The sequence below is a fragment of the Acidisarcina polymorpha genome (genome assembly GCF_003330725.1).
Lineage (GTDB): Bacteria > Acidobacteriota > Terriglobia > Terriglobales > Acidobacteriaceae > Acidisarcina > Acidisarcina polymorpha.
In genome coordinates, this window is sequence record NZ_CP030840.1 from 6,286,097 (window position 1) to 6,310,183 (window position 24,087).

The 24,087-nt window shown below is 57.7% G+C and carries 17 protein-coding genes; 2 read left to right on the forward strand and 15 right to left on the reverse strand.

Annotation, left to right across the window (positions count from 1 at the left end; translation table 11 throughout):
• Positions 1 to 185 precede the first annotated feature (185 nt).
• The 9 genes from glyS to ACPOL_RS35090 form a co-directional block, all read right to left on the reverse strand.
• On the reverse strand, positions 186 to 2,297 hold the full coding sequence (glyS, locus tag ACPOL_RS26790; RefSeq protein WP_114209766.1) for a glycine--tRNA ligase subunit beta: 2,112 nt from the start codon (positions 2,295 to 2,297) through the stop codon (positions 186 to 188).
• A 31-nt stretch (positions 2,298 to 2,328) separates the two neighbouring features.
• Positions 2,329 to 3,378, reverse strand: a complete 1,050-nt coding sequence (locus ACPOL_RS26795) for a glycine--tRNA ligase subunit alpha (protein WP_236657061.1) — start codon at positions 3,376 to 3,378, stop codon at positions 2,329 to 2,331.
• Positions 3,379 to 3,459: 81 nt separating this feature from the next.
• Complete coding sequence (pstS, locus tag ACPOL_RS26800) at positions 3,460 to 4,905, reverse strand: phosphate ABC transporter substrate-binding protein PstS (RefSeq protein ID WP_236657062.1); 1,446 nt, start codon at positions 4,903 to 4,905, stop codon at positions 3,460 to 3,462.
• 116 nt (positions 4,906 to 5,021) lie between these two features.
• Entirely contained in the window at positions 5,022 to 6,401 is a 1,380-nt protein-coding gene (locus ACPOL_RS26805; RefSeq protein WP_114211092.1) for an ankyrin repeat domain-containing protein, read from the reverse strand.
• Between the two features lie 111 nt (positions 6,402 to 6,512).
• Complete coding sequence (recO, locus tag ACPOL_RS26810; protein ID WP_114209767.1) at positions 6,513 to 7,256, reverse strand: DNA repair protein RecO; 744 nt, start codon at positions 7,254 to 7,256, stop codon at positions 6,513 to 6,515.
• Between the two features lie 163 nt (positions 7,257 to 7,419).
• Positions 7,420 to 9,012: a PQQ-binding-like beta-propeller repeat protein gene (locus tag ACPOL_RS26815; protein WP_201758979.1), complete on the reverse strand. Its 1,593-nt coding sequence runs from the start codon at positions 9,010 to 9,012 to the stop codon at positions 7,420 to 7,422.
• Positions 9,013 to 9,448: 436 nt separating this feature from the next.
• A complete protein-coding gene (locus tag ACPOL_RS26820; RefSeq protein ID WP_114209769.1) occupies positions 9,449 to 9,712 on the reverse strand; it encodes a 4Fe-4S dicluster domain-containing protein in 264 nt (87 codons plus the stop codon).
• 132 nt (positions 9,713 to 9,844) lie between these two features.
• On the reverse strand, positions 9,845 to 10,735 hold the full coding sequence (locus ACPOL_RS26825; RefSeq protein ID WP_114209770.1) for an inositol monophosphatase family protein: 891 nt from the start codon (positions 10,733 to 10,735) through the stop codon (positions 9,845 to 9,847).
• Positions 10,732 to 11,247, reverse strand: a complete 516-nt coding sequence (locus ACPOL_RS35090) for an RNA chaperone Hfq (RefSeq protein WP_414633323.1) — start codon at positions 11,245 to 11,247, stop codon at positions 10,732 to 10,734. Before ACPOL_RS35090 ends, ACPOL_RS26825 begins: the two co-directional genes overlap by 4 nt.
• Positions 11,248 to 11,505: 258 nt before the next feature.
• Between ACPOL_RS35090 and ACPOL_RS26835 the strand changes: the two genes are divergently transcribed.
• The gene (locus tag ACPOL_RS26835; protein WP_114209771.1) at positions 11,506 to 13,239 is read left to right on the forward strand and encodes a glycoside hydrolase family 57 protein; all 1,734 of its coding nucleotides are present in this window, start codon (positions 11,506 to 11,508) and stop codon (positions 13,237 to 13,239) included.
• A 120-nt stretch (positions 13,240 to 13,359) separates the two neighbouring features.
• Here ACPOL_RS26835 and ACPOL_RS26840 read toward each other — a convergent pair whose 3' ends face one another.
• Entirely contained in the window at positions 13,360 to 17,148 is a 3,789-nt protein-coding gene (locus tag ACPOL_RS26840; protein WP_114209772.1) for a protease pro-enzyme activation domain-containing protein, read from the reverse strand.
• A 10-nt stretch (positions 17,149 to 17,158) separates the two neighbouring features.
• Between ACPOL_RS26840 and ACPOL_RS26845 the strand changes: the two genes are divergently transcribed.
• A complete protein-coding gene (locus ACPOL_RS26845) occupies positions 17,159 to 17,341 on the forward strand; it encodes a hypothetical protein (RefSeq protein WP_150133142.1) in 183 nt (60 codons plus the stop codon).
• Between the two features lie 287 nt (positions 17,342 to 17,628).
• Here ACPOL_RS26845 and ACPOL_RS26850 read toward each other — a convergent pair whose 3' ends face one another.
• From ACPOL_RS26850 to ACPOL_RS26870, 5 genes are all read right to left on the reverse strand, one after another.
• A complete protein-coding gene (locus tag ACPOL_RS26850) occupies positions 17,629 to 19,467 on the reverse strand; it encodes an acyl-CoA dehydrogenase family protein (protein ID WP_201758980.1) in 1,839 nt (612 codons plus the stop codon).
• A gap of 61 nt (positions 19,468 to 19,528) precedes the next feature.
• Entirely contained in the window at positions 19,529 to 19,954 is a 426-nt protein-coding gene (locus tag ACPOL_RS36585) for a type II toxin-antitoxin system VapC family toxin (RefSeq protein WP_114209774.1), read from the reverse strand.
• Entirely contained in the window at positions 19,951 to 20,199 is a 249-nt protein-coding gene (locus ACPOL_RS26860) for a hypothetical protein (protein WP_150133143.1), read from the reverse strand. Before ACPOL_RS26860 ends, ACPOL_RS36585 begins: the two co-directional genes overlap by 4 nt.
• Positions 20,200 to 20,256: 57 nt before the next feature.
• Positions 20,257 to 21,435 (reverse strand): acetyl-CoA C-acyltransferase, encoded by a 1,179-nt coding sequence (locus ACPOL_RS26865; RefSeq protein WP_114209776.1) that lies wholly within the window; start codon positions 21,433 to 21,435, stop codon positions 20,257 to 20,259.
• Between the two features lie 56 nt (positions 21,436 to 21,491).
• Entirely contained in the window at positions 21,492 to 24,026 is a 2,535-nt protein-coding gene (locus ACPOL_RS26870) for a 3-hydroxyacyl-CoA dehydrogenase/enoyl-CoA hydratase family protein (RefSeq protein ID WP_114209777.1), read from the reverse strand.
• Positions 24,027 to 24,087 lie beyond the last annotated feature (61 nt).

Sequence of the window (24,087 nt, forward strand, 5' to 3'; positions counted from 1 at the left end):
CCTCGTCGTGCGGCGAAACTAGCACTATAGATGCTGCGATCAAGCTTCGCAAACGCAATTCTCTTCAGCAGCCAGCCATCTCTGCCTCAGAGAGCATGCCGGGGATAGGGCGGTTCTCTAAACATCAACCTCATCGGCTCGTATTGCTTCCAGCAAGAGATATCGGGTTTGCTGTTAGACGACCACTAAGCGACCACGATTTCGGAGAAGTCGGCTATCTTTGAGAATTCGCGCAAGACGGTCGCGATCAAAGCGATCCGATTTTGACGAATTTCGGGTTCGGGCGCCATCACCATTACCGTGTCAAAGAAGCGGTCGACGCCGGGACGAAGCGTCGCTATCTGCTCCAGAGCTTCGGTGTATCTCTGCGCGACGCGGAGTTTTTCTACGGCTGCGGCAAGTTGAATAGCTTCGGCATAAAGCGCCTTCTCGGCGTCATCGGAAAGCAGGCCCTCATCGACTTCCGACGGCAGCGGCCCGGCTTGTTTTTCAGCGGCCTGGCGAAGAATGTTCTTGATTCGTTTGAACGCCGACGAGATTGCGTTGAAATCCTGAGAGCCGCGGACAGCGGTGAGCGCCTGACCGCGAGCGATGGCGTCTGGAATGTCGCTGTCAGCGGCAGCCAGCGTGGCGGCGACGACGTCATAGGCAAAGTTGCGGTTCTCGCGGAGGTAGAACTCGAGGCGTTCGCGGAGAAACTGCCTGACCGGCTGGAGATTTGCTGAGGCGTTCGCCTGCCCTGAGGCCTGGGTCGCTATCTTGCATACATCGGCTAAAGAGAGTGGCAATTCTCCCTCGGCAAGGATCTTGACGACCCCGCTAGCCGCGCGGCGCAGGGCAAAGGGATCTTTTGATCCCGTCGGCTTAAGGTCGATCGCGAACATGTCGACGATGGAATTAATGCGATCGGCAACTCCGAGTATCTGCCCCTCGACCGACGGAGGGATCGGATCCTCGCCCGAAGCAGGCCGGTATTGCCAGTAGATCGCCGAGCTGACCACTTCGCCCAGGCCCTGGGCGCGAGCATAAAGACCGCCTACGACCCCTTGCAGCTCAGTGAATTCCTTCACGAGCTCGGCGGTAAGGTCGGCCTTCGCCAGTCGAACCGCCATCAGCAGCGCTGGCTTGTCGAGCGTAGCTCCGCGAAGCAGGGCCACGTCGGCGAGCATCCCCGCAACAATCGTGTTCGATTCGGTCTTGGCGAAGTAGCTGCCGAGGTCTTTCTGAAAGGTGACCGACTTCAACATCTCGATGCGATCGACGAGCGGGACCCGTTGATCGAAGTCCCAGAAGAACTGGGCGTCATTGAACCTAGCGCGGAGGACCCGTTCGTTGCCGTGGCGAATAATAGCTTCGCCTTCTGCGTTGGCTTCGGTGTTCAACACCGTCAGAAAATAGGGGGCGAGCTTTCCCGACGAGTCTTCGAGCGCGAAATACTTTTGATGGTCGCGCATCACGGTCACCAGCACCTCTTCCGGAAGGGAGAGGTATTCAACTTCGAAGCAGCCGAGCAGCACGCTGGGCCACTCGGTTAGGTGAGTTACGGTGTCGACCAGCGGGTGGTCCTCGCGCCACCGAATGCCTGGAACACTGCGCGCCGCGCTATCGAGTGCCTTGCGGATTTTGTGGCGCCGAGCCTCCACATCAGGGAGGACATAGGCGGCTTCGAGCTTCTCCAGGTAGTCGACCCCGTTTGCGATCTCTATTGGGACATCGCCGTAAAGGATACGATGACCGTAAGAGTAGTGGCTCGCCGCAATTCCCCCAAACTCAACCGGAATGATCTCTCCATCCAACAGGGCGAGCAGCCAGCGAAGAGGGCGGACAAAGCGTTCCGGCTTCCCTGCCCGCCAGTACATATTCTTAGGCCAGTACAACGCGGCCAATTCTCTAGGAAGCTGACCGGCGAGGACGGCGATTGCAGCCTCTCCCTTGCGATGCACCTTAGCAGCAACGTACTCGCCCTTGGGAGTCACCGTTGTGGTGAGCTGGGAGAGCTCGACGCCTGCTTTTTTGGCGAAAGCGTGAGCCGCCGGGGTTGGTTCTCCGCCCTTATAGGCGATCGCTACAGCCGGACCAGTGAGCGTCTCCTCCAGATCGGGTTGCTGCGGGAGTACGCCGCTCATCCGGAGCGCGAGGCGGCGAGGGGTGGAATAGCGATCGAGTGCAAATTCAGGATTCAGGAGCTTTTCGCGGGTAAGCAGAGCTTGCAACCGGTCAGCGAGTTCCACCTCTGCCGCAGCGATCATACGAGCCGGAATTTCCTCAAGCCCTACTTCAAGTATTAGTTCTGGCATATTGATATAAATCGAGCTTACCCCGATACGTTCAATTGAATTGCTGGCTGTAGGCCTGAGCGGTGGCGACGGCAAGCGTACGAATTCTATTAATAATCCCTACTCGTTCGGTGACTGAGATGGCGCCTCTTGCGTCGAGCAGGTTGAAGAGGTGGGAACATTTCAAGCACAAGTCGTAGGCGGGAAGAACTGGAAATCTCCGTCGCGCCTCGTAAATGTCTCTTTCTGCCATGGGCTCGCTCTCTGAAATGGCCGTCTCTCCGTCGTGGATCACGCGATCGTGAATCTTCTCCTGCCGTTCGGCTTTCTTAAGAGAGCCGGGAGCAAATTCGGTCTTGAACTCGGAGAGAAGCGCCTGGCACTCGGACTCGTAAAGCCGCAGGTGCTCCCAAAGCTTCTCCACATCTGCCGCCTCAAAGTTGTAGACCGAGAACTGCAACTCTTCGCGCAAGCGGACTTCCCCGTAGGTGACCTTCTCGCCAGTCACTGGATTCACCGCCCAGACGATGTCATAGATGGAGTCGACATCCTGCAGAAACGCCGCGAGACGCTCCAGGCCGTAGGTGATCTCCCCGGAGATCGGATCGAGGTCGATCCCCCCGCACTGCTGAAAGTAGGTAAATTGGGTAATCTCCAGGCCATCCAGCATAACCTGCCAACCGATACCCCAGGCGCCCAGGGTGGGAGACTCCCAATTGTCTTCTTCGAACTTCAGGTCGTGTTCGCGAAGATCGATGCCAATGGCCGCGAGCGACTCGAGATAGATCTCCTGAATACCGGCGGGAGGGGGCTTGAGGATCACTTGGAACTGGGTGTGTTTGAAGAGGCGATTCGGGTTCTCGCCATAGCGCCCGTCGGCCGGCCTGCGCGATGGTTGGGCATAAGCGATGCTGATCGGCCTGGGTCCGAGGACACGCAGGAAGGTATCCGGCGACATGGTCCCGGCGCCCACCTCCACATCGTAGGGCTGCTGGAGAACGCACCCGCGCTCGGCCCAGAAACTCTGCAGGCGAAATAGCAGTTGCTGGAAAGTAAGCGGTTCCGGCCGGATAGGCGCTTCAATGGTCGAGGTCAAAGACAAACTAGGCTCACAAGTTGGAGTATCTCTCGTAGTCTAACAAGGTGTGGGAGTTTTCCAGTGGATCGAGCGCGGGCAGAGAGTTCATTTCAAGGTGGACAAGGATTCCAGCTGTCGACTGGCCACGCTGCGGGGCAATGGAGCATAGCCCAGTGCGGACGATTGTTTCTGGCCATTGGTCAGCATCCATCGCAGCATATCGGTAATCGGCCCGCGGTTCTTCAGCGGAATGGGATTGGGTAAGACGATCCAGGTGAATGAGGCGATAGGGTAAGCGGCTTTACCGGCCGCATTCGTGATCGACGCAGCCGCGTCGCCAGCGGACTCTGCCGCTGTGGCGACGCTTTCGAGATTCGCTGTGACGAAGGCGCCCGACGCGTTGCGTACTGACCCGAAGCTCAACTCATGCTGAATCGCGTAAGTCAACTCAACATAGCCGATTGAATTGGGAATCTGCTGCACTTGAGTGGCGACTCCGTTGTTGCCGGTCGCTTCATGACCAACCAACCACCGAACGCTGCCGCCTGTTCCGATGGACGCCTTCCACTCAGGGCTGGTTCTGCTCAGGAAATCGGTGAAGGCATAGGTGGTGCCGCTGCCGTCGGAACGATGGATAACCGTGATCGCGGCATCCGGGAGATTCAGACCGCGATTGCTGGCGCGGAGCAGCGGATCGTTCCAGCGAGTGATCTTCCCCAGAAAAATGTTGGCCAGGATCTCCGGCGTGAAACGAACGGAACGTTCTAAGCCTTGCAGGTTATAGATGGGGACGACGGCGCCAAGCACGGTGGCTATCCGCTGCAGGCTCGTATCTGTCTCAGCGACTGGAATATCGGAGGCAGCGAAGTCGATCTGTTGAGCAAGAAGGCTACGTATTCCTTGTTCCGATCCGACCGGATCATAGGTGACCTGAAGTTCCGGGTGAAGCTGATGGAAGGACTCGATCCATGACTGGTAGAGCGGTGCGGGAAAGGTCCCACCTGCCCCTTTGAGCACCTGATGGGTTTGATCCGGCGTTGAAACGCTCTCGTTAGATGGTGCCCCGCTGCCCTTCTCGTGAACTACCGCAGAGAGCAGGAGTTTGGCGCCGTGGCTGGCGAGGTTGGAGGTGATGGCGCCGGAAAAAGATCCAGCCGGAGTGACGAGGTACGACCATAATGCCTGCCCTTGGCTTCCTTCGAGGGTGAGCGATAGATATCCGCTGTAGATTGGGCTCCGGCTGCTCTCGTTTGCGCGAGGATTTGTGCTGATATAGCCGGTCGTCCAAATTTCGCCATTTCCCTTGAGCACTGCGTCGGATTGATCGACACTCGAGACGATCATCAACGATGGATCGTGCTTGAGCAATCCGATGATGTCACTGCGAATCTCACCAGCACCACGCTTCCCGCTGAATGGCTCGACATAGATCCTTCGGACATTCGCGAGCGCTGCCGCAGTCTGGGCGCGCAATGGAGTGAAACTCAGTAGCGCCATGCCGATGAGAGATAAAAAGACGAAGAAGCGGCGTTGGGAGGATCGATCTGACATGTGCAAGCAGATGAACAGCCCAAACTGCTAAACAGCCTGGATTGCGAGATCATAGCAGCAGTCGTTTGCTGGCGTGTTTCATCCCTGCTCACGGCTTGTTTCAGGCAGTGAGCCCGCTATGGCAGAGACTCTCTCAGTTTGCTCAAGAGTTCATCGATCTCCCTGTAGCCGGACGGATACTGTGCCTTCATCGCAGAAGCTCCAGCGTCGAGCAGCATGCGTACCGATTCAGGCGATCGCCATTCGGCCCAATGAGAATCGACACAAGCGCGGACGGCCAACTCCAAGGGTGTTCGGCCTTTGCTGTCCAGGGCGTCAACCGGAGCGCCGCGTTCGAGCAGCAACTTGACTACGGCGTGGCGCATACGCCAAGCTGCGAAATGAAGCGCGGTGCTTTGCCTGGCAATGTCGAAGTAATTGTCGCCCTCCGCATACCGGGCCGCGATCTCGACGCCTAGATCGAGAAGCAGACGCGAGCCTTCGACGTTTCCGTTGCTGGCGAATCCGGCGAGGAGCGTTCCACCCTCCTCGATCACTTGAGGAACGAGTTGTGGTTGTCGTGCAGCGAGTGCCTGGACGGCGGTGGCATCGCCTTTTGCACAGACGGCAATCAGTTCGTTCACCCCTTGCAGCCCCAAAGCGAGACCGCGTCGCTCGATAGACCGAAGCACATCCCCGCGTCCCTTGCGTGCGGCAATCGCAGAGGACGAACGGCCATCACGTTCGCTCCCTAGAGCCGTGTTCGCGCCATGATCGAGCAACGTATCGATGATGTGGATGTCGTTGTCACGGCGCAAGGCGAATTGGAGGGCAGTGTCATGCCCCCCTTCCCTCCGGTTGGGGTCGGCGCCGTGAGCCAGCAGGTACCTAATCCCTTCCAGATCGTGCCAGTCGGACTTTCGCAGCAAGAGCGTAGTGAGACTATCGTGGTTGAGCTTACCGCTTTCGACGAGAACCTTGAGCGCACTGAGGTCGTATCCTTCCGCCGCGTGATATGGAGTTTCCCCATCATTTGGGTCGGCTCCGCGATCCAGTAAGAGAGCAGTCATTTCTGCATGATGGGCAATGCCGGCTGCGCCATAAATCGCGCTTTCCCATGTGGGAGTAGGCCGGTGGCCGCTTTGATACCACCCCGTATTCGGGCTAGCGCCGGCGTCAAGCAGTGCCCGCGCCGTCCGCACAAGGCTGTCGGAGCGTCCGTGGTCGATACGCAGATAACGGGAGAAACAAAGATAGGTGAGAGGATCCCAATTGCGCGGACCTCCTTTCGCGGTGGCAAGGCTGCTATTCAACAAAAGAAAACGCTGAACCGCAGCCAGTTCGCCGACGACCGCGGCCGCATAGATACTGCTCGTTACCACTTCAGGATCATTTGAGAGGATGGCATTCGCAGCCTCGAGGGTTCCTGAACTGTGCGATTCGTCGAGGGGCACACACGCTGCCTCGATGAACGCAGCCTCAGATAGGTCTTCAAGAGGATGGATAGCTCCCGACATGCTATTTGAAGTGCCCGCAAAATTCGTCCAGAAGATGCAGTCCCCGTTCGCGAGATGGATGCGCCCTTTGCGTCGAGGCAAAGAGTAGCGGCCAAGCGACCGGAAGTCAACTCATTGGCTCAGCCGATGCAGAGCCGTTGCACTCTTCAGCCGTCGATCGATATGACGCTCCAGGGCTTGCATGCCAAACCGGCGCAGGTCGGCGGCGCGGGTACGAGGCCAGGGCTCGGCGGCAAGTACCGGCACGGGCGAACGGAGGATCCGGTGAGCCAGCGACTGCGACTCGACGGAAAGCATCGAGGAGCCGGGTGGCCGGTGTGCCTGGCAAAAGAGTCCATCGTTTTGCTGGTGGTACCAGGCAGAGCTTCCCGCAAAGGGCGTTCCGCAATGCACACACGCGGTTAAATCGGGAAGCCAGCCCATGAGCCGCGTCGTCCAGATCGTGAAGTAAGTGATGGGCATCCAGATGGATTCAATTCGCGTATGGGCAAGTACGGCCACCAGCAGCCGAAAGACCGCGTCCTGAGGGTCGTGATCGGGGAGCGTTTCTTCGAGGACTTCGGCGTAGAAGGCGAGAGCGCTGGCGCGGCCATAGTCGACCGCCTGAGAAAGTGGCGAGGTCACGATGTCGAACGAGTCGAGCCGAACCAGTTCCTGCCTAGGCTTTTCCGCATAGCTGGCGCGGACGTGAGTCATCGGTTCAAGAGCGCCGCCGAATCGTCTGCGAGAGCGGGCTGCGGACTTGGCTACTCCCTTGATCTTGCCGTAATCGCGAGTGAAGAGCGAGACGATCTGGTCGGCCTCGTGGATGGGCCAGGTGCGGAGCACAATGGCCTCAACCTGATGCGCGATCACTTGCCGATCTTCCCTCCTCTGCTAAGCATAGCGCGAGGATCGCGGCGGTGAGGACTGTATCGACGGGGAAGCACCGCCTGAATCGTAGGATTCAGGCGGTTTCTCCGGGCGACGAGAGAAACCAGGCTAGTGCGAATGGTACAGAATTCAGGTGCTTCGTGAATTACTTCGAGAGCACGCCAAAGATGGCGACGCCCGTGGTCGTTCCAACGTAGACACGTCCGTCTGCGATCGTGGGTGTGCCGAAATGAGCTGCGTTTCCGAAGGAATCGCGACTGCCGGCCTGACCGCTGTCGTAGTATTTGTCGGCGAGGTCTTCCGCGTTGTATGCGTAGAGTACGGAAGGAGAAGCGTGGGAGACGGTCCACACAATGCCGTTCCTATTGCCGTTTGAGGAGATCGAGGGGGTAGTGCCAGGATAGGTAAAGGTTACGGCACTGCGGCTTGACGGTGTGCTTACCAGTTTCGCATTCGAGATGGAGAAAGCCTTCAGCGTGTCATCGACTCCACCGTAATAGATCTTGTTGTCGAAGTAAGCGGGAGCCGACCACGCACCATTGGGAAGGGCGTTGCTCACGACCTGGTAAATCGACCCGCCATTCGGGTGATACTTGCCGAGATTGAGCCGGTTGACGACGTAGATGTTGTGATCTTTGCCGGCGCCCACCGCGAGGTAATGGGTGTTCCCGCTGTTGTCCAGGATCTCCGGGAGCAGCACAATTCCGCCTGAGCCGAGATCGACGTCCGAATTCGACTGTTGGACCGTCGTGTCCGTGGCGTAATAGTCGTGCACCTTAACGGCAGCCCCGTCCTGGCTCAAGGAAATAAGGGAATTACCGAAGTCCTGATGAATCGGCATCTGCCCTGCATCCAGAGTTGTGTCGAAGGTGCCGTTGGCGTCCAGGAAGTACATGTACGAGCCGTTCTGCGCCGGCGCAGCTCCGCTCATCCAGATTGATCCTTCACTGCCATTGGGAGTGACATTGAGGACCGCATTTTGTTTTAGGGTGGTCGCGCTATAGCCGATGATCCATCCGGTGTAAGGGCGAATATCGCAATGCGAGGTCCAGGTCGTGTATATGGTTCCGTTCCACTCGAGTAGACCAGCGCGTTCGGCATACTGAGCAGGATCAAACACCACCTGACCGCCGCTGCTGTTTTCACCGGTGCCGGGGTAGTGCGCCTCTATCTCGGTTGGGCCGCCGAATACCTGCGCTCCAGTTACGAGGTCGAGGGCGTTGATACGCTGGTGATAATTGCCAGAGCTATCTTTTGACATATTAACGACATAGATAACGCCGTGGGGTCCCTTAGCAAGATCAATGACGGGTGTGGAAGTGATGCCGATCTCCGGGGTGATCTGACTGCAGCTGTGGTTGTCGCTGGGGGTCTCACCCGAGAGCAGAAGGGACTTCGACCAAAGCTTTGCACCGCTTTTAGCGTCGAAGGCGTACACGGTGTCATGCTCAGAGGCCGCATAAACCACGTTGTGTATGCCCCCGTTAATCTTCAAGCCAGGGACGTGGAGGGGTTGAGCATCGACCAAGCCATCTGTTGAAACAAAGCCGACCTTTCCGAAGTTCGCAAAATTGACTGTGGAATGGTTCAACAATTGCTCATTGGGGTTGTGTCCAGTGCGGTCGTTATTGCCATGCCAAGTAAGCACGGCCTGATCTTCCGCATGAAGTGAAGGGCTCTGGATGAACGGGATGGCGAGCATAGACATAGTAATTACCAGGTTACTTTTAAAATTCATTGGCATGATCCTTTGGACGGTGAGATGCACCAAACTAGAGGAAATCGCGTAATTCTTCAGTTACGTCCAATAAATTTAACCTGGAATACAACTTTAGTACTTTAATCCCGACATTACTTTAGTTTCTTGCCAGTGACTTTGGTCTCCATCTCGAGAGACGCAGTTCTGCGCCCAATTTGAAGATTCTCTTCTGCAAAGAGGTGGCTTCCACTTGCACATATCAGCAATCTTGAGTGTGCACAGGGGATTGTTGCTGAGTGCAGAAAATGCTTCCGGTGCGTAAAGCCTCCGGAGACATCTCGCTCGGATGAACCACGAGTGAGTAACAGAATTGTGGTGTTTGTTTAGGGGGAAAGGACAGGATCGGTTCGAGAGGGACGAAATCAGGAGGCAGATGAGGAGTCGAACCGACCCCTCTCATGAATTTGAAGAAGCCTCAGCGGCCGAAATATTCGGCGTTTTTCTGCGTGAAACTGGTCCATTTCTCCGGCAAGTCGTCCGCGGCGTAGATGGCGGAGACGGGGCAAACCGGCACGCATGCGCCGCAGTCGATGCATTCGACCGGATCGATGAAAAGCATATCGGTCGCCGCAAACTTGCTGGCATCGTCCTTCTTGGGATGAATGCAGTCTACCGGGCAGGCATCGACGCAGGCTGAGTCTTTGGTGCCGATGCAGGGTTCTGCGATTACGTAAGCCATAAAACACTTCTCCGACTATGGGTTAAGAGTGGTGAACCAAACCTGATTGTAGCAGCAAAGGAAGGTGCCAATCCGGAGGGACTTCCGTCCAGGAAAGCCCCGGCGGCCATCGACGCAGCCTGCAAAAGCTGGCTACTTCCTTCCGGTTTGCGTGGACGCGAACGCTTCCGGCGCAACCAGCGGCGTGATATTTCTCCCGGCGAACAGGTCCTCGAAAACGCCCATCATTTCGCTTAATAACAGTCCATTCGTCGCCAGCACCTCTTTGCTGGCAAGCGCAAAGGGCGATCCATCGAAGCAGGTGACCGTGCCTCCGGCCTCGGTGACTAACAAGAATCCGGCAGAGGTATCCCAGGGATTCAAATTGAACTCCCAATATCCGTCAAAACGCCCGCAAGCAGTGTAAGCAAGATCAAGGGCAGCGGAGCCCGCGCGACGAACCCCATGGGAGCGCAAGGTGATCTCCTGGTAAAAGTGAACGTTGGGACTTTCGTGTCGCTTTCTCGATGGGAAGCCAGTAGCCAGCAGAGCTTCAGCCATCGTTGCTGTGCTGGACGCATGGATGCGACGGCCATTCAAGTAGGCGCCGCTGCCCTTTTCGGCGACGAAGAGCTCATTGCGAGTCGGATCGTAGATGACGGCTGCAACCATCTCGCCGTCCTGATCAGCAGCCAGTCCGGGCGAGCGACGCTCCAGTCCCATGGAGACGCAGAAGACCGGGTAACCGTGAGCGAAGTTGGTGGTCCCGTCGACCGGATCGATGTACCACCGGTATTCCGCATCCATCTGTCCCCGGCTTCCCTCTTCCCCGAAGACGCCGTGTGACGGAAAGCGGGTATTGAGGCGCTCCACAATCAGGCGTTCGCTGGCGCGGTCGGCTTCAGTGACAAGGTCGGCGTCACCCTTGTACTCGGTGGCGACTCCGTTTTCAAAGTAGCCTCGAATGAGCGCACCGGCCTCCATGGCAATGGCTGCTGCGGGCCCGGCGAAAGGAAGATCCACTTGGGTTGGCAGAATATTCATGAACCGCTTTGACCGTTCCGGTAGCTCGTTCGCATGGCTGTGCCGTCCATTGCTGTTCCGTTATGACCGTGGCTGTCCTCATTGTTCTCCGAAGACAGTACGCTGCGAATCGCAGGAGCGGAGACTTCCAGGACAGAGGATACCGGCGTTGATTCAGACGCCGAGCCTGCCAACTCGGGGATGCCGGCGGGCAATAAGGCAGGCTGCTTAGCTCCAGTGGAGCGATTTCGATCGCGACGCCTTGCCTCAATATTACGAACGCTCTCGCTGATGGTACGAATCTGATTCTTATAGATGAAGAGGTTGGGCTTTCCTTCGCGCGTCAGACGAATCATACGATCATCAAAATATTCAATCCAGCCATAAACCGCCTCACCATCGCGAAGCTTCACGGTCACCGGGACCTGCTTCTCGCTTAAAAATCGGAGGTAAAGCGTCTCCTGTCCGGTTTCCCCGGGAGGCGGGCTTTTTGTCCGTTGGCGGCCTAAATTGCGAGGAGGCATAGTTTGCATATTGTAATGAATCCCGAGGCGCTGCTAACAGGAAATGTGTCCGGCGCCCCGCCTTTAGTTCGCCGTAGGAGCTGTAGTAAGGTTGGAGATACAAGGCCGCCCGTCGATGCTGGAGCATCTTTCGCCGGGCGCAACTTGAGTTTTACTCTTCGGGTGCAATTCGTCGCAGCCTTTTTTGCTTAGCCTTTTGACTCCAACTTTTTCCTTCGAGTGAAGGATAGCAGCCCCTTCGTTTTTGAGTTTAAAGAGATCCACCCTATGAAGAACGGCAAGCCATCGGCGTACCTGTCTTTCACCCTCCACGCGCACTTGCCCTATGTGCTTCACCACGGGACCTGGCCGCACGGATTGGAATGGCTGCACGAGGCGGCCGCTGAGACCTACCTGCCGCTGCTCGGCGTGCTGCGGAGGCTGGAGCGCGACGGACTCGCGCTCAAGGCAAACCTGAGCTTGTCCCCGGTTTTGATGGAGCAGCTACGTCACCCGACATTCAAGGAAGAGTTTCCGAAATACATCGAACGAAAGATGATTTCAGCCCGGGAAGACGAAAATTATTTTCGTCAGAATGGAGAGTTTGATTTCGCAGAGACCGCGGTCTTCTGGGAGAGCTTCTTCGAGCGGACGCTGAAGGATTTCTACGATCTTGACCGTGACATCGTCTCCGGACTTCGTTACTTCAACGACACCGGATCGATCGAGATCCTCGCCTGCGCGGCGACCCACGGCTACTTGCCGCTGTTGGGCACTGACGAGAGTGTGGTTGCGCAGATCCGCGCCGGAGTGGCGGCGCACGAGCGCCACCTGGGCAAGAAACCGCACGGGTTCTGGGTTCCAGAGTGTGGGTATCGCCCCGCCGGGCTGTGGCAGACCCCCATTGTGGCAAGCGGAGAAGAGGGGCCACGATCGCCATTCCGGCGGATCGGGGTGGAAGAGGCGCTGGCCGAAGCGGGTATCGAGTATTTCTTCGTCGATACCCACCTTGTCGAGGAGTCTATCCTCTTCACGCCCTACAAAATGATGTCAGGGGACCTCGGTCTTCGGCTGCACAACCTGCCTGCCCATGAATTGAAGAGGAAGGGCGATCTGAAATCCATCTATCGTCCTTATCTCGTTGAAGGACCGTTGGCACATGCTCATCCAGTCACCATCTTCCCTCGCGATCCGCAGACCGGGCTGCAGGTATGGAGTGGTGACACCGGGTACCCCGCTGACGGCAACTATCTCGACTTTCACAAGAAGCGCTGGCCCGGCGGCCATCAGTATTGGCGGGTCACCGAAGCACAGTCGGACATGGCGCTGAAGGCACCCTATTTTCCACAAGAGGCGCTGGCGCGCACCCATGTCCATGCCGAGCACTTTACCCGCCTGGTGCAAAGCGCACTCGAGGACGGCTACAGCCAGGAGCGTCCGCCCATCCTGTCGTCCCTGTTCGATGCGGAGCTCTTCGGCCACTGGTGGTTCGAGGGCCCAGTGTGGCTGGAACAGGTAGTCAGAATTTTCGCCCAGGACGATGTAGGGATCGAGCTGACAACTGGAAGCCAATATCTTTCGCAATTTGCACCGGAAGTGTTTCTGGATCTCGGCGAAGGATCGTGGGGCAAGAACGGGAACAATGAGGTATGGCTCAACGATCAGACCAGCTGGACATGGTCGGACATCTACCGGGCTGAGGAGGTCATGCGCGAGATTGCTACGCAGGGCCGGTGGCGCGACGACGGATGGGGGCTACGAATTGCCAAGCAGATGGCGCGGGAGCTCTTGCTGCTCGAGTCTTCCGACTGGCAATTTCTAATCACCACAGCGGCGGCGCGGGATTATGCGGAAAAGCGCTTCCGTGGTCATCTGGAACAGTTCATTGAGCTGGAAATGCTCTGGGCTGAGTTCGTCTCCAATGGAGGGCTTTCGCCGTCTGCCGAGCAGTGGCTAGCAGAGCTTGAAGAGCGCGACTGCCTCTTCGCGGAGATCGATCCGGGACTCTGGGCCAGACGCTGAACTTCGTTAACCCCGATGAGCTTTGCCAGTCCCGGTGAGCTTTGCCAGGTCAGGATCAATGCAATAAAAAGGGGGCCATAATCCGACTGGATTGTGGCCCCCTTTTATTGAGTCAGGCAGTTATTCGACGGTGACTGTAACGAGTGCGTTTGCGGTCTTTGTTGCGGTGACCGAATCGGTACCCGTGACCGTGAAGGTGTACGTCCCGGCGGTGGTTCCGGGAGTTCCGGAGTTGTGATTGTTGCCGCTGCCTCCGCCGCAACCAACTCCAGCCATGGCGACAAGGAAGATCAACAGGCTAAGCATCGATTTCCAGCTGCGACGCCTTGCCGGGATACCGACAAAGAGCAAGCAAGCCAGTGCCGCTCCTCCAGCGGCGGTATACCAGCGATTTGTCTGAGGAAAAGCCAACGCTCCGCTCGTCGGAGCAGTCGTGGCAAAGGTTGCCGTGACTGTCCCAGCGCTCGTGGAAGTAATCTTCACCGAGCTAGCGGCCAGGGAACACGTGGGGTTGTAGGTCGCATTGGCACCCGTCGGCGAGCTGGTCAGCGCACAGGTGAGATTGACGGTCCCGGTATAGCCGCTAGCCGGGGTGATGGTCACCGTAGAGGTAGCGGATTGGCCTGGTGAGCTCACTGTTGCTCCCGTAGACGCAAGCGCGAAGCCCGGCTGCGCCGGCATGGCCGATGAGGTGACCGTCGTCGTTCCCGTGGAAGCTACATAGTTGGTGTCCCCGCTGTAGGAGGAAGTGATGGTATTGGCCCCGGATGCCAGCGCGCTGACATTGACGGTGATCGTCACTGAGCCTAGAGATGCGCCGGTAGTGGGGTCCTGTGTCCCAGTAACGGCGCCTGTGCCGATCGTCGTTCCGTTGGCCGTCAGGGTGATGGTTCCGGTTGGACTGGTGGCAAAGGAAGCCGGATTGGGCGTTACCACAGAAGTCACCGTAAAGGTGCCGCTGCTCACCGAGGTCGCGCTTGGCGAGACACTATCCGCGGTTGGCGCCTGAGTGATGGTGAATGCCAATGGGCCGGCGGTGCTCGAGTTCAAGCTGTTATCGCCGCTGTAGCTGGCGCTGACCGAATGCGAGGCAGGCGGCCAGTAGTAGACCGGCAGCTCGGCGAAGCCCTGGCTGGTGATTTGCACGACCCCGGCGGCGGAACCTGACAGGCTGCCGGGCAGAGTGGCGGCGGTGTCGGTGAAGGTGACCGTTCCGGTAGCAGAGGCCGGCGTCTGAGAATTAACCTGGGACACGCCAACCGGCGATGCGTCCACTCCGAAGAATGTCCCGTAAGGAAAGCTTCCTGGTGTCAACGCGGTAGGATTATTATTCGTATCCAGCGAATAGAGGCCGAGGTTAAGGACGCTGTTTTCCTTGGCAACGTTGACTTGAACGCCGGGGTTCGCCTGGCTCTGAGCGAAGTTGATGTCGCCGCCATAGTATGCCGAGACGGTGTAGGAGCCGCCTGGCAAGTTGGCGTAGGTGACTGCCCCGGTGGCGCCGTTGTTGAGGGTGACAAATCCGAGCCCATCCCCCAAATAATTAGCACTAGCCTGTTCGTTGGAGTTGGTGACGAAGCCCACATCGCCGCTTGGGGTGCCCCCGGCACCCGCTACGCTGGCGTTGAAGGTGACGGTTTGGCCATGGGTGATGTTGACTGCGGAAGTGCCGCCGTTGATGGTGAAGGTTGTGGTCGTCGGTGTGAAGACGGCGCTCGACCAGCTCTTGATCAATTGGCTGACATCCACGCTACCCAGACCGGAGGCCAGATCATATTCAGTGCCTGCGTCGTAGCCGGTCAGGAAGCTATTCGTCCCGCAATCAGAAGTGCCGCTAAGGCAATACATCGAATTGTTTCCGGTGGTTACGTCGTGAAACACCGAACCATACAATCCGGCCTGATTGGCCAGGTTGTAGAGGACGTAATTCGCTTGGCCCAACCGTACGTTGCCGAGGCTCTGGCTGACCAGGGCAAGCATACCGGCGAAGGCCGGCGCTGAAGCCGAAGTGCCGCCGAAGCCCTGGAGCGGAATGTTCCCCTGGCTATCGGGAACGCAGTCCGCGATCGGATTGCCATTCGCATCGAAATCATTGCCGCACACTACCCAGGTCGCACTATAGAAGCCATTGCCGGCGAGGAAGGAGACATCCGGAAGATCGCGCACTCCATCATTCGGAATATTGATATTCCCGCCCGTCTGAAATGGCGGTTTTGCCCACCCGGTGATCGTGCCGGTCGTGGCCTCACAGATCAAGTTATTGTTTACATCATAGGACGGCATGACGCAGCTGCTCGCCCCGCCTCCCGCACCTACGATGTTGGTCTGATTATTGTTCTGAGAATCCATGAACGGCGTGTTGCTGGCGAGAGGACCATTGGAAGAAGTCGAATTGTTCCATGGCTCCTCGGGAATGTAGCCGCGAGCCGACCCATAAGTGGAGTTGTTCAAGGCGGCGACATAGGTGAGGAAGCTGGTGGCGCTGGAGTTCAGCACGTCAAAATCGGTTCCACCCACCGCGATGTTAAAGGGGGTGGAAGCCAGCCCGTTCACATTGAGACCGAATTGCGCCTGAGTCTCCGTACTATTATTGTCGCAGCCCGCCGAGCCGGAGTCTCCGGTCGAAACGGTCACTGTGATACCTTGGGCGGCGGCTTGCTCCCAATTCGTAAAGATCGTTTGGTTGGCGGTGCCCTGGTTGATCTCGCAGCCGCCGAAACTCACATTGAGAATGCTGACTGCATTGTCGTCCAGAGCGCGGGTAATCGCCAGGTCGAGACCGTCTTCAAGGATAGTGTCGGCCGCAGTGTAAAAAATGATGTTGGCGCCTGGCGCGACGCCGCCCGAAACTTCAAGGTCGAGGAGCGCCTCATCCGTATCTCCGTTAATGCCAGGATCGTTGCCATCGACAACCACCGTCGGCGTATTGTTCGAGAGACCGAACAACGACCGGAACGTGCTCACGTCCGAAGTCACAATATTGGCGTCGCCGGCGACTCCGATGGTGACCCCGCTACCATCGTAGGTCGTGCCCCCGCTGAAGTTGCTGTTCAGTTTGCTCGGTGTGTCATAGATGGTGGCCGCATCGCTCGGCCCGACGTACAAAAAGTAGCCGCTATTCGCATCCCCTGCCGTAAGTTGAGGAACATACTTCTTCGACTTGGCGTCATAGGTGGCGTGGGTCGGCGGGGTATGCTGCGATTTCGGGAAGAAGTTGTTCAAATGAGAGATGCCTACGACCACCGGCGCTAGAGCGGTCGGGATCTGGGGATCGGAGAGATTGGTGAGATGCTTTTCGCCATTCACCTCGACGTTGTGAATCTGGGTATGAAAGGCCGTCTCGATCTGGCCCATGGAGCCTGAGAATTCAATGATCGTCTTCGCCTTATTGACCCCATTGACCTTGAAGCCCTCGCTCTCCAGCCAGGTACTCACCGCTTGAATATCGGCGTCGGCAACGCCATACTGCGCCCCGAACTGCTCCGGTGTCAGCCACTTGCGAAATTGAGAAGAATTCTTGTCTTGCAGCGCGCCCAAAAACTGGCGCAAGGCGATCTCCTGAGACGGGCTCCGCCTTAAGATCAACTGCATCCGGTTCGCCGCTAAAGAGGAATCGGCCGCGCCCTTGTCATTGGCCTTTCGGGCAAGCGGATGTACATTGCCCTTCAACTTCGTCAACTTCGAATTGTCGACGGCCTCGGTGATGCGAGCAGGATTGGCCGGAACGGCCTGCGAAATCTCCTGGGCCTGGCTCGAGGTGGAGAGAGCCAGCGGCGCTGCCATCAGGACAGCCAGGGTCATTGCCACCTGCATCGAGGAGCGGACCACTCGAGAGATACCTTGGCGGAAGCCGGCGACGCACTCAGAGCGCGACGGCGAAGATGCGGGAGAGGGGAATTTGGGAAACATGGGCCATCCTATGGAAGTAAACCATCATGGTTGCGAGACTCTCTTCGAGGCACTGGGAGGAGTTTTTGACGGATACACGAATCAAGAACGTCGCGGCCTCAACTGGATTGTCGGTTTGAAACTGACGCGGAAAACGCAAACTGCGCCGTATCACCTCTTTGCTGCCGGCGGGGAAAACGTCGCCGACCCTTAAACGCGAATTCTTCTGCGCAGCTTGGTTTTATGACACCGAGGAGAGTGTGTCAAGAGTGATGTTGCTTTATCTGCTAACGCGGATTCTATCGAAAAAATTGCAGAGAAGCAGGGTTTCAGCGTCCGCCTAAAAGTCCGCAGACGATCGATTGGGTCTTCAAATCGAAGCTGCAGTGATGATCAGGAGAGCGCTCGCGAGAGTCGACCTTGCTCGCCAATGCGGGAATTTTAAACCATCTTTGTAGGAGCTTGAAACCATCTTTGTTCAGCAGAGTGAGAAGAAAGTCACTATCCGAAAGACATTCCGCCCTGCAGGACATGGGTAGCGACTGCCCGGCTGAGCAGGATAGTATTCGCAGGTTCATGTTTCGCAAGGCGGCGCAGGATCGCCAGTTGAATGCGAAGGGCATCCCCTTCAGCAACCGTGGCGAGGATGCGGCGTGCCGCTTTTTCGATGATGCTCATAGCGTTTGCCGCGTACACCTGAGTCATCGCCACGGTGTGTTGATGACTCCCAAGCTTCCGCGTCCGTAGCAAAGCCGATTCCAAGGCATAGACTTCTATAACGATGTCGGCAATATCAGCCATGATCTCCTGCTGATCGGCGAGAGCGGTCATATATTTCTGCGAGGCCGCACCGGCGGTGAGCAGTGCAATCTTTTTGGCGGAGGCGAGCATAGCGGATTCGCGGGCCAGCAGATCGTCAGGGCGCTCATCGGCATCGCCGAAGGCCGGCGGCGACATCACCTCATCCATGAGCTTCTGGATCGCCGGTAGTAGCGGCAACGCGCCCGACAAGGCACGCTTCATCAAGAATCCGGTAATGATGAGGCGGTTGATCTCGTTGGTGCCTTCGAAAATCCGGTTGATGCGAGAGTCCCGGTAGGCACGTTCGGCCGGATACTCCTCGACATAGCCGTATCCGGCGTAGATCTGGACGATGTGATCGACAACAGCGTCCAGCATCTCGGAGCCCCAGATTTTAAGGATTGAACACTCGACCGCATATTCCTCGATGTGTCTTTGGATTTGCTTCGAGTCCTGCGCCTGTTCGGGATCGATGCCGGCGAGAGCCTCATCGATCATGCCGACTGTGCGGTAGGCCATGCTCTCTCCCACGTAGATTCGCACGGCGCAGTCGGCAAGCTTCTGCTGGATCAATCCAAACTCCGAAATGGATTTGCCGAAGGCCTTGCGCTCCTTGGCGTAGCGGATGCCATTGCCAAGCGCAGTGCGCGCTCCCCCAACGCAGGCCGCGCCGAGTTTGAAGCGGCCAATATTGAGGATATTGAAGGCGATATGATGGCCCTTGCCGACCTCGCCGAGTAGATTGGCGGATGGAACTATGCAGTCCGACAGAATCAATGGACAGGTCGACGAGCCGCGGATCCCAAGCTTATGCTCCTCCGCCCCGACAGTAAGGCCGGGAGTATCGCGTTCGATGAGGAACGCGGAGAATTTAGCTTTTTCTGCACTGGCATCTGCGGGGTCTGTCACTTTGGCGAAGACGGTGAAGAGGTCCGCGAATCCGGCGTTGGTGATCCACATCTTTTCGCCATTCAGGACGTAATGCGAGCCATCTTCGGAGATTGTGGCGCGGGTGCGGATGTTCATGGCGTCCGAGCCCGAGGTGGCTTCGGAGAGCGCGTAGGCGCCCAACCACTCCCCGGTCGCGAGCCTGGGCAGGTACTTCTCTTTCTGCTCGGGGGTGCCATACCAAACAATCGGCAGGGTGCCGATACCGACGTGCGCGCTGAAGGCAACCGAAAAACTGGCAAGCTGCGACAGGTGGTCGGCAACGATCGCCGAGGTCACCTTGTCCATTGCCAGGCCGCCGTACTCTTCGGGGATGTCGACAGCCATGAGTCCAAGTTCGCCAGCCTTGCGGAGGAGCGCCCGGGTGACGGTAAAGTTCTTGGCCTCGATCTGGCCGGCAGCCGGCAAAACTTCGTTCGCAGCGAACTGATCGGCGGTTTCCGCGATCTGCCGCTGCTCCTCGGTAAAATCTTCGGGAGTAAAGATGTCCTCGGGGCCGAGATCGTGAATGAGGAAGCTGCCGCCCTTGATTTCATTCCTGCCTGGCTTCGACACCGGGGAAGGGGCGCTTGGTGGTGCGATAGTCGCCATTCAGCTTAGCTCCTGAAACTAGCTTGCTCACCGCGATAGTACTCTGATTTCGCCGCGCGGATCAGGATACTTGGAGACCTAGGGCTTTCGCCATTTTGGCTTGGCGTTCGTCAAATGTCCAGAATTCGATCGATCCAAGTTCGAACGCTGACGCAATGTGCAGCGTATCGAAAGATCTCGTTCCGTAGCTTGCAACCTGGGTTCGCGCTAAGGCAATTCCCCCCTGAAAGGTTCCGACCGGCAGCTTGACGATTTCCCAAATGAAGTCTGTGCAATCCTGGTCGAATCTCTCAAATATAATCGCTGCCTCTGATGCAGAAAGATTCCCCCGGAAGACCTGCTGCGCTATGGCGTGAGAAAATTCAAGCCTGTGAAGTGGCGTCAGCCAGACGCGAGGCCGGCGGCTCATCCGGCGCAACGCCTCAACTGAGTGCCGGTCGCGAACATATACGGCGACAATAAAGCTAGAATCGGCGTAGACGTTCAATAGCGCCCGCGGTCATCAAGAAAGTCCTCGACGGCGTTCAGAACGCGATCCCCGAAGATCGTCTTCTGCCGTGCCTCGAAATCGGGCCAGTTTAGATTCTCGCTTTTCGGACGATCCTTGGAAACTTCTCCGGCACTTGGCAAGATGCGCCCGATCACGCGATCCCGGTCACGAAGCTCAATCGGCTCGCCCGCCATCAACCATTCTTTGATCTGGCGAGTGTCGCGAAGCTGGCGGAGATTCACGGATGGCACATTAGCATTGTGACACAAAACGCGACACGGCCTGTAAACTCGCGAAGGCTAGTTCAGATTCTCGAAGATGCCGGCAGCGCCCATACCCCCGCCAACGCACATGGTGACCATGCCGTAGCGACAGTTTTGGCGCCTCATCTCATAGATTAATGTTGCCGTCAGTTTGGCTCCGGTGCAGCCGAGAGGATGTCCTAACGCGATCGCGCCGCCATTGACGTTGACCTTGGCTGGGTCAAGTCCAGCCAGCTTGATCACCGCCAGCGACTGGGCAGCGAAGGCCTCGTTGAGTTCAATGAGATCAATATCGTTGAGCGTCAGTCCTGCCAGCTTGAGGGCTTTGGGGATGGCGAAGACGGGACCGATGCCCATCTCCTCAGGCAGCGTTCCGGCGGTGGCAAAGGCGACGAAGCGCGCTAGGGGGCGGATCCCTAACTGCTGCGCTCGTTCCGCGGACATCACAATCGCGACCGCGGCACCATCAGAGGTTTGAGACGAATTGCCTGCGGTCACCTGGCCCTGCGCGTGAAATACCGGCTTGAGCTTGGCGAGCGCTTCCATCGAGGTGTCGGCGCGAGGGCCTTCATCAGTATTGAAATCAATGGTGCGAACCTCAGGCTTGGCAGGATTCTTAGTTGCCGTTGTAGTTGTCACCGGAACCGGCACAATCTCTTCTTGAAATTTCCCTGCAGCAGCGAGCGCCTTCCGGTGGCTCGCATAGGCGAACTCGTCGGCCTCTTCACGGGTAATTTCGTAATGCTTCGCGACCCGCTCAGCCGTAAGTCCCATGGTCAAATAGGAATCGGCATAATGGTCAATCAGCCACGGATTCACGCTGATCTTGTTGCCGCCCATGGGCACCATGCTCATTGATTCGGTCCCGCCCGCCAGAATGGTATCGGCGCCGGCGCCGCGAATACGCTCGGCGGCTATCGCAATCGACTGCAAGCCCGAAGCGCAGTAACGATTGACGGTCATCGCCGAGCAATCGACCGGCAGCCCGGCGCGAAGGCTGGCGATGCGAGCTACGTTCATCCCTTGTTCCGCCTCAGGCATGGCGCAACCGAGAATGACATCATCGATCTCCCTTACATCAAGCGCGGGAACCCTGCCGAGCGCTCCTCGGATTGCCGTCGCCGCTAGGTCGTCGGGACGGGTTGTCGACAGACTGCCCTTCCCGGATTTTCCAACCGGTGTGCGAACCGCGCTGATAATGACTGCTTCTCTCATGTAGCTCCGTAGGTTCACTTCGAAAAGCAAAATCGCGATCCGGATCAGCCTTCCCGTTAGTTGCGAAGCGGCTTTCCGGTCTTCAGCGTGAAGCTTATTCGTTCCAAAGTCTTGCGTTCTCCACAAAGCGAGAGAAATGCCTGCCGTTCGAGATCAAGCAGGTATTGCTCGCTTACCAAGGATCCCGGCGTGAGGCTCCCGCCGCACAGAATATTGGCGACATGGTGCGCGACGATTACGTCATGATCGCTGATGTAGCCGCCTTCACGCATGAAATGAACACCGAGCTTTAAGGTTGCGAGCACGGCTTCGCCCGCCATTGGAATCTGGGTGCGAGGGAGAGGCGGCGCATATCCATCCTCGGTGAGGGCGATGACAGACTGTTTGGCATCACTAAGGACGCGGTCGCGATTGGCCGTAATCATGTCGTTTGAGCTAAGCAGGCCTAGTGTGCGAGCCTCGGCGGCAGAGGTGGAAACCTTAGCCAGAGCTATGGTTTCGAAGCGGGTCTTCAACGAATCCAGAACTTCGCTCGATTGTGCGAACCGGGCTGGCGCCGTAACAGGGCTTATGCCTGACGCTGCTGTGGCGGCGTCGAGCCCGCGGAGGACCATCTCTTTCGTTCCACCGCCGCCCGGAACGAGGCCCACTCCGGTCTCAACCAATCCCATGTACAGCTCGGCGTGCGGCCGCCGTTGAGCGGCATGGAGGGAGATCTCCGCGCCGCCCCCCAGGCACATGCCGTAGGTCGCAACTACCACCGGGCGAGGACAGAATTTGATCGCCGCAGTCATTCCCTGAAAAGCCCGTATCGCAAGGTCGACCTCGTCCCATTCGCCCTCTTGCGCGGCCAGCAGCAGTTGCATGAGATTCGCGCCCACGGAAAAATTGGTTCCATCGCCCGAGATGACAAATCCACGAAAGTTATGGACTGCATCGCTCTCCGACTTGAGGGTTTGAGTGATTAGCCGGACGATGTCATCGCCGATCGCGTCTTTTTTCGAATGAAGCTCGATGCAGGCGACATCGTCGCCGATGTCCACCAGGGACGCGCCAGGATTATGCCGCACGATCCCGTTCGCTGCGCGAAAGTGCGCGATCGAGGCAATGCCCTTTGGCAGTTCGACCGGCCGCATCTCTCCGGCAATTGGATCGAAGAATCGGCGACCAGAGGGCACCGTCGGATCGTCGGTGTACCAGGCAGAAAATCCAGCCTTCAGAAGTTGAGCTACGCTTCCAGGAGTATCCAAGGAAGTATCGAAGGCAATGGTGTCCGCAGCACCCGGGTGTCGAACGCCGACTGCATCCCACATCTCGAATGGCCCCAACTCCCAGTTGAATCCAGTGCGCATCGCGCGGTCGATCGAGACCACATTGTCGGCGATTTCAGGAAGACAAGTAGCGGCGTAGTTCCATATCTCGGTCAGCAGCGGGCGATAAAAGGCGGCTGCCTTGTCTTTGCGAGGATCTCCTGCAAGCAGCATGCGCAGGCGCTCAGGCAAGCTCTCGGCATTCTTGGCCATTTCGAGCGAAGGAAATTTAGGTCTGCCGGCAAGATGATAATCAAGCGTCTTCCAGTCAAGCGCGAGGCGAATATCCCTTCCCTGCTCATCCTTTCCAGTTTTCTTGTAAAACCCCTGACCGATCTTGTCGCCCAACCATCCGCGTCCGAGCACGGTCTCGATCCATCCCGGCAATTCAAGGGCTGGGCTGTCGCTCGATCGCGTGCGATTGAAATTGCGGATGACATGCGCGAGCACGTCGATGCCAACCATATCAGCGAGCCGAAACGTCCCGGTCCGGGGCCAACCGATTGCCGATCCGGTGAGCGCGTCGACCTCCTCGATGCTTAAATCCTGCTCTTGCATCAGCCGGACCGTGGTCAGCATGGCAAATGTTCCGATCCGATTGGCAATGAAGTTCGGCGTATCCCGGGCGTAGACGACCGATTTGCCGAGACGCCGGTCGGCAAAATCGGCGATTGCCGAGACTGCGGCTGGATCCGACTCCGCCGTCGGAATAATCTCCAGGAGGCGCATGTGACGCGGGGGATTAAAAAAATGCGTTCCGAACCAACGCTCGCGAAATTTTAGCGGCATTCCGGCAGCGATGGCGGCGATCGACAGGCCGCTGGTATTCGTCGTCACAATTGCATTCGAGTCGAGATGGGAGGCTATCCGGCTCAGCAGCCCCAGTTTTACGGCAAGATCTTCTGAAACCGCTTCGATGACCCAATCGCAGTCAGAGAGCAGACCCAGGTCGTCTACGAGATTGCCAATTGTTATGCGGCGGGCGACCGAGGGCTCATAGAATGCAGCCGGCTTGGCCTTAAGCAGAGCTTCCAGGGCGCGGGCGGCCAATTGGCCGCGAGATGCCCGGCTATCCGCGGCATCGGCGGGCACAATATCCAGCAGAATAACCGGCAAACCCGCATTCGCCAGATGGGCAGCGATCCGCGAGCCCATCGTGCCCGCTCCCAGGACTGCGGCACGACGCAACAGCGGAGTTGCGTCCTTTTTGCGTTTCGACCAGGAGGCAAAACCGCCGTCGGACAGGGTGGGAGAGACGACTGTACTCCCGGATGTACTCATCGCTAAGCTCCACAGACGAGACGAGCTTAGTGAATGGCTCTTACGCCGTCAAGGCAAACGC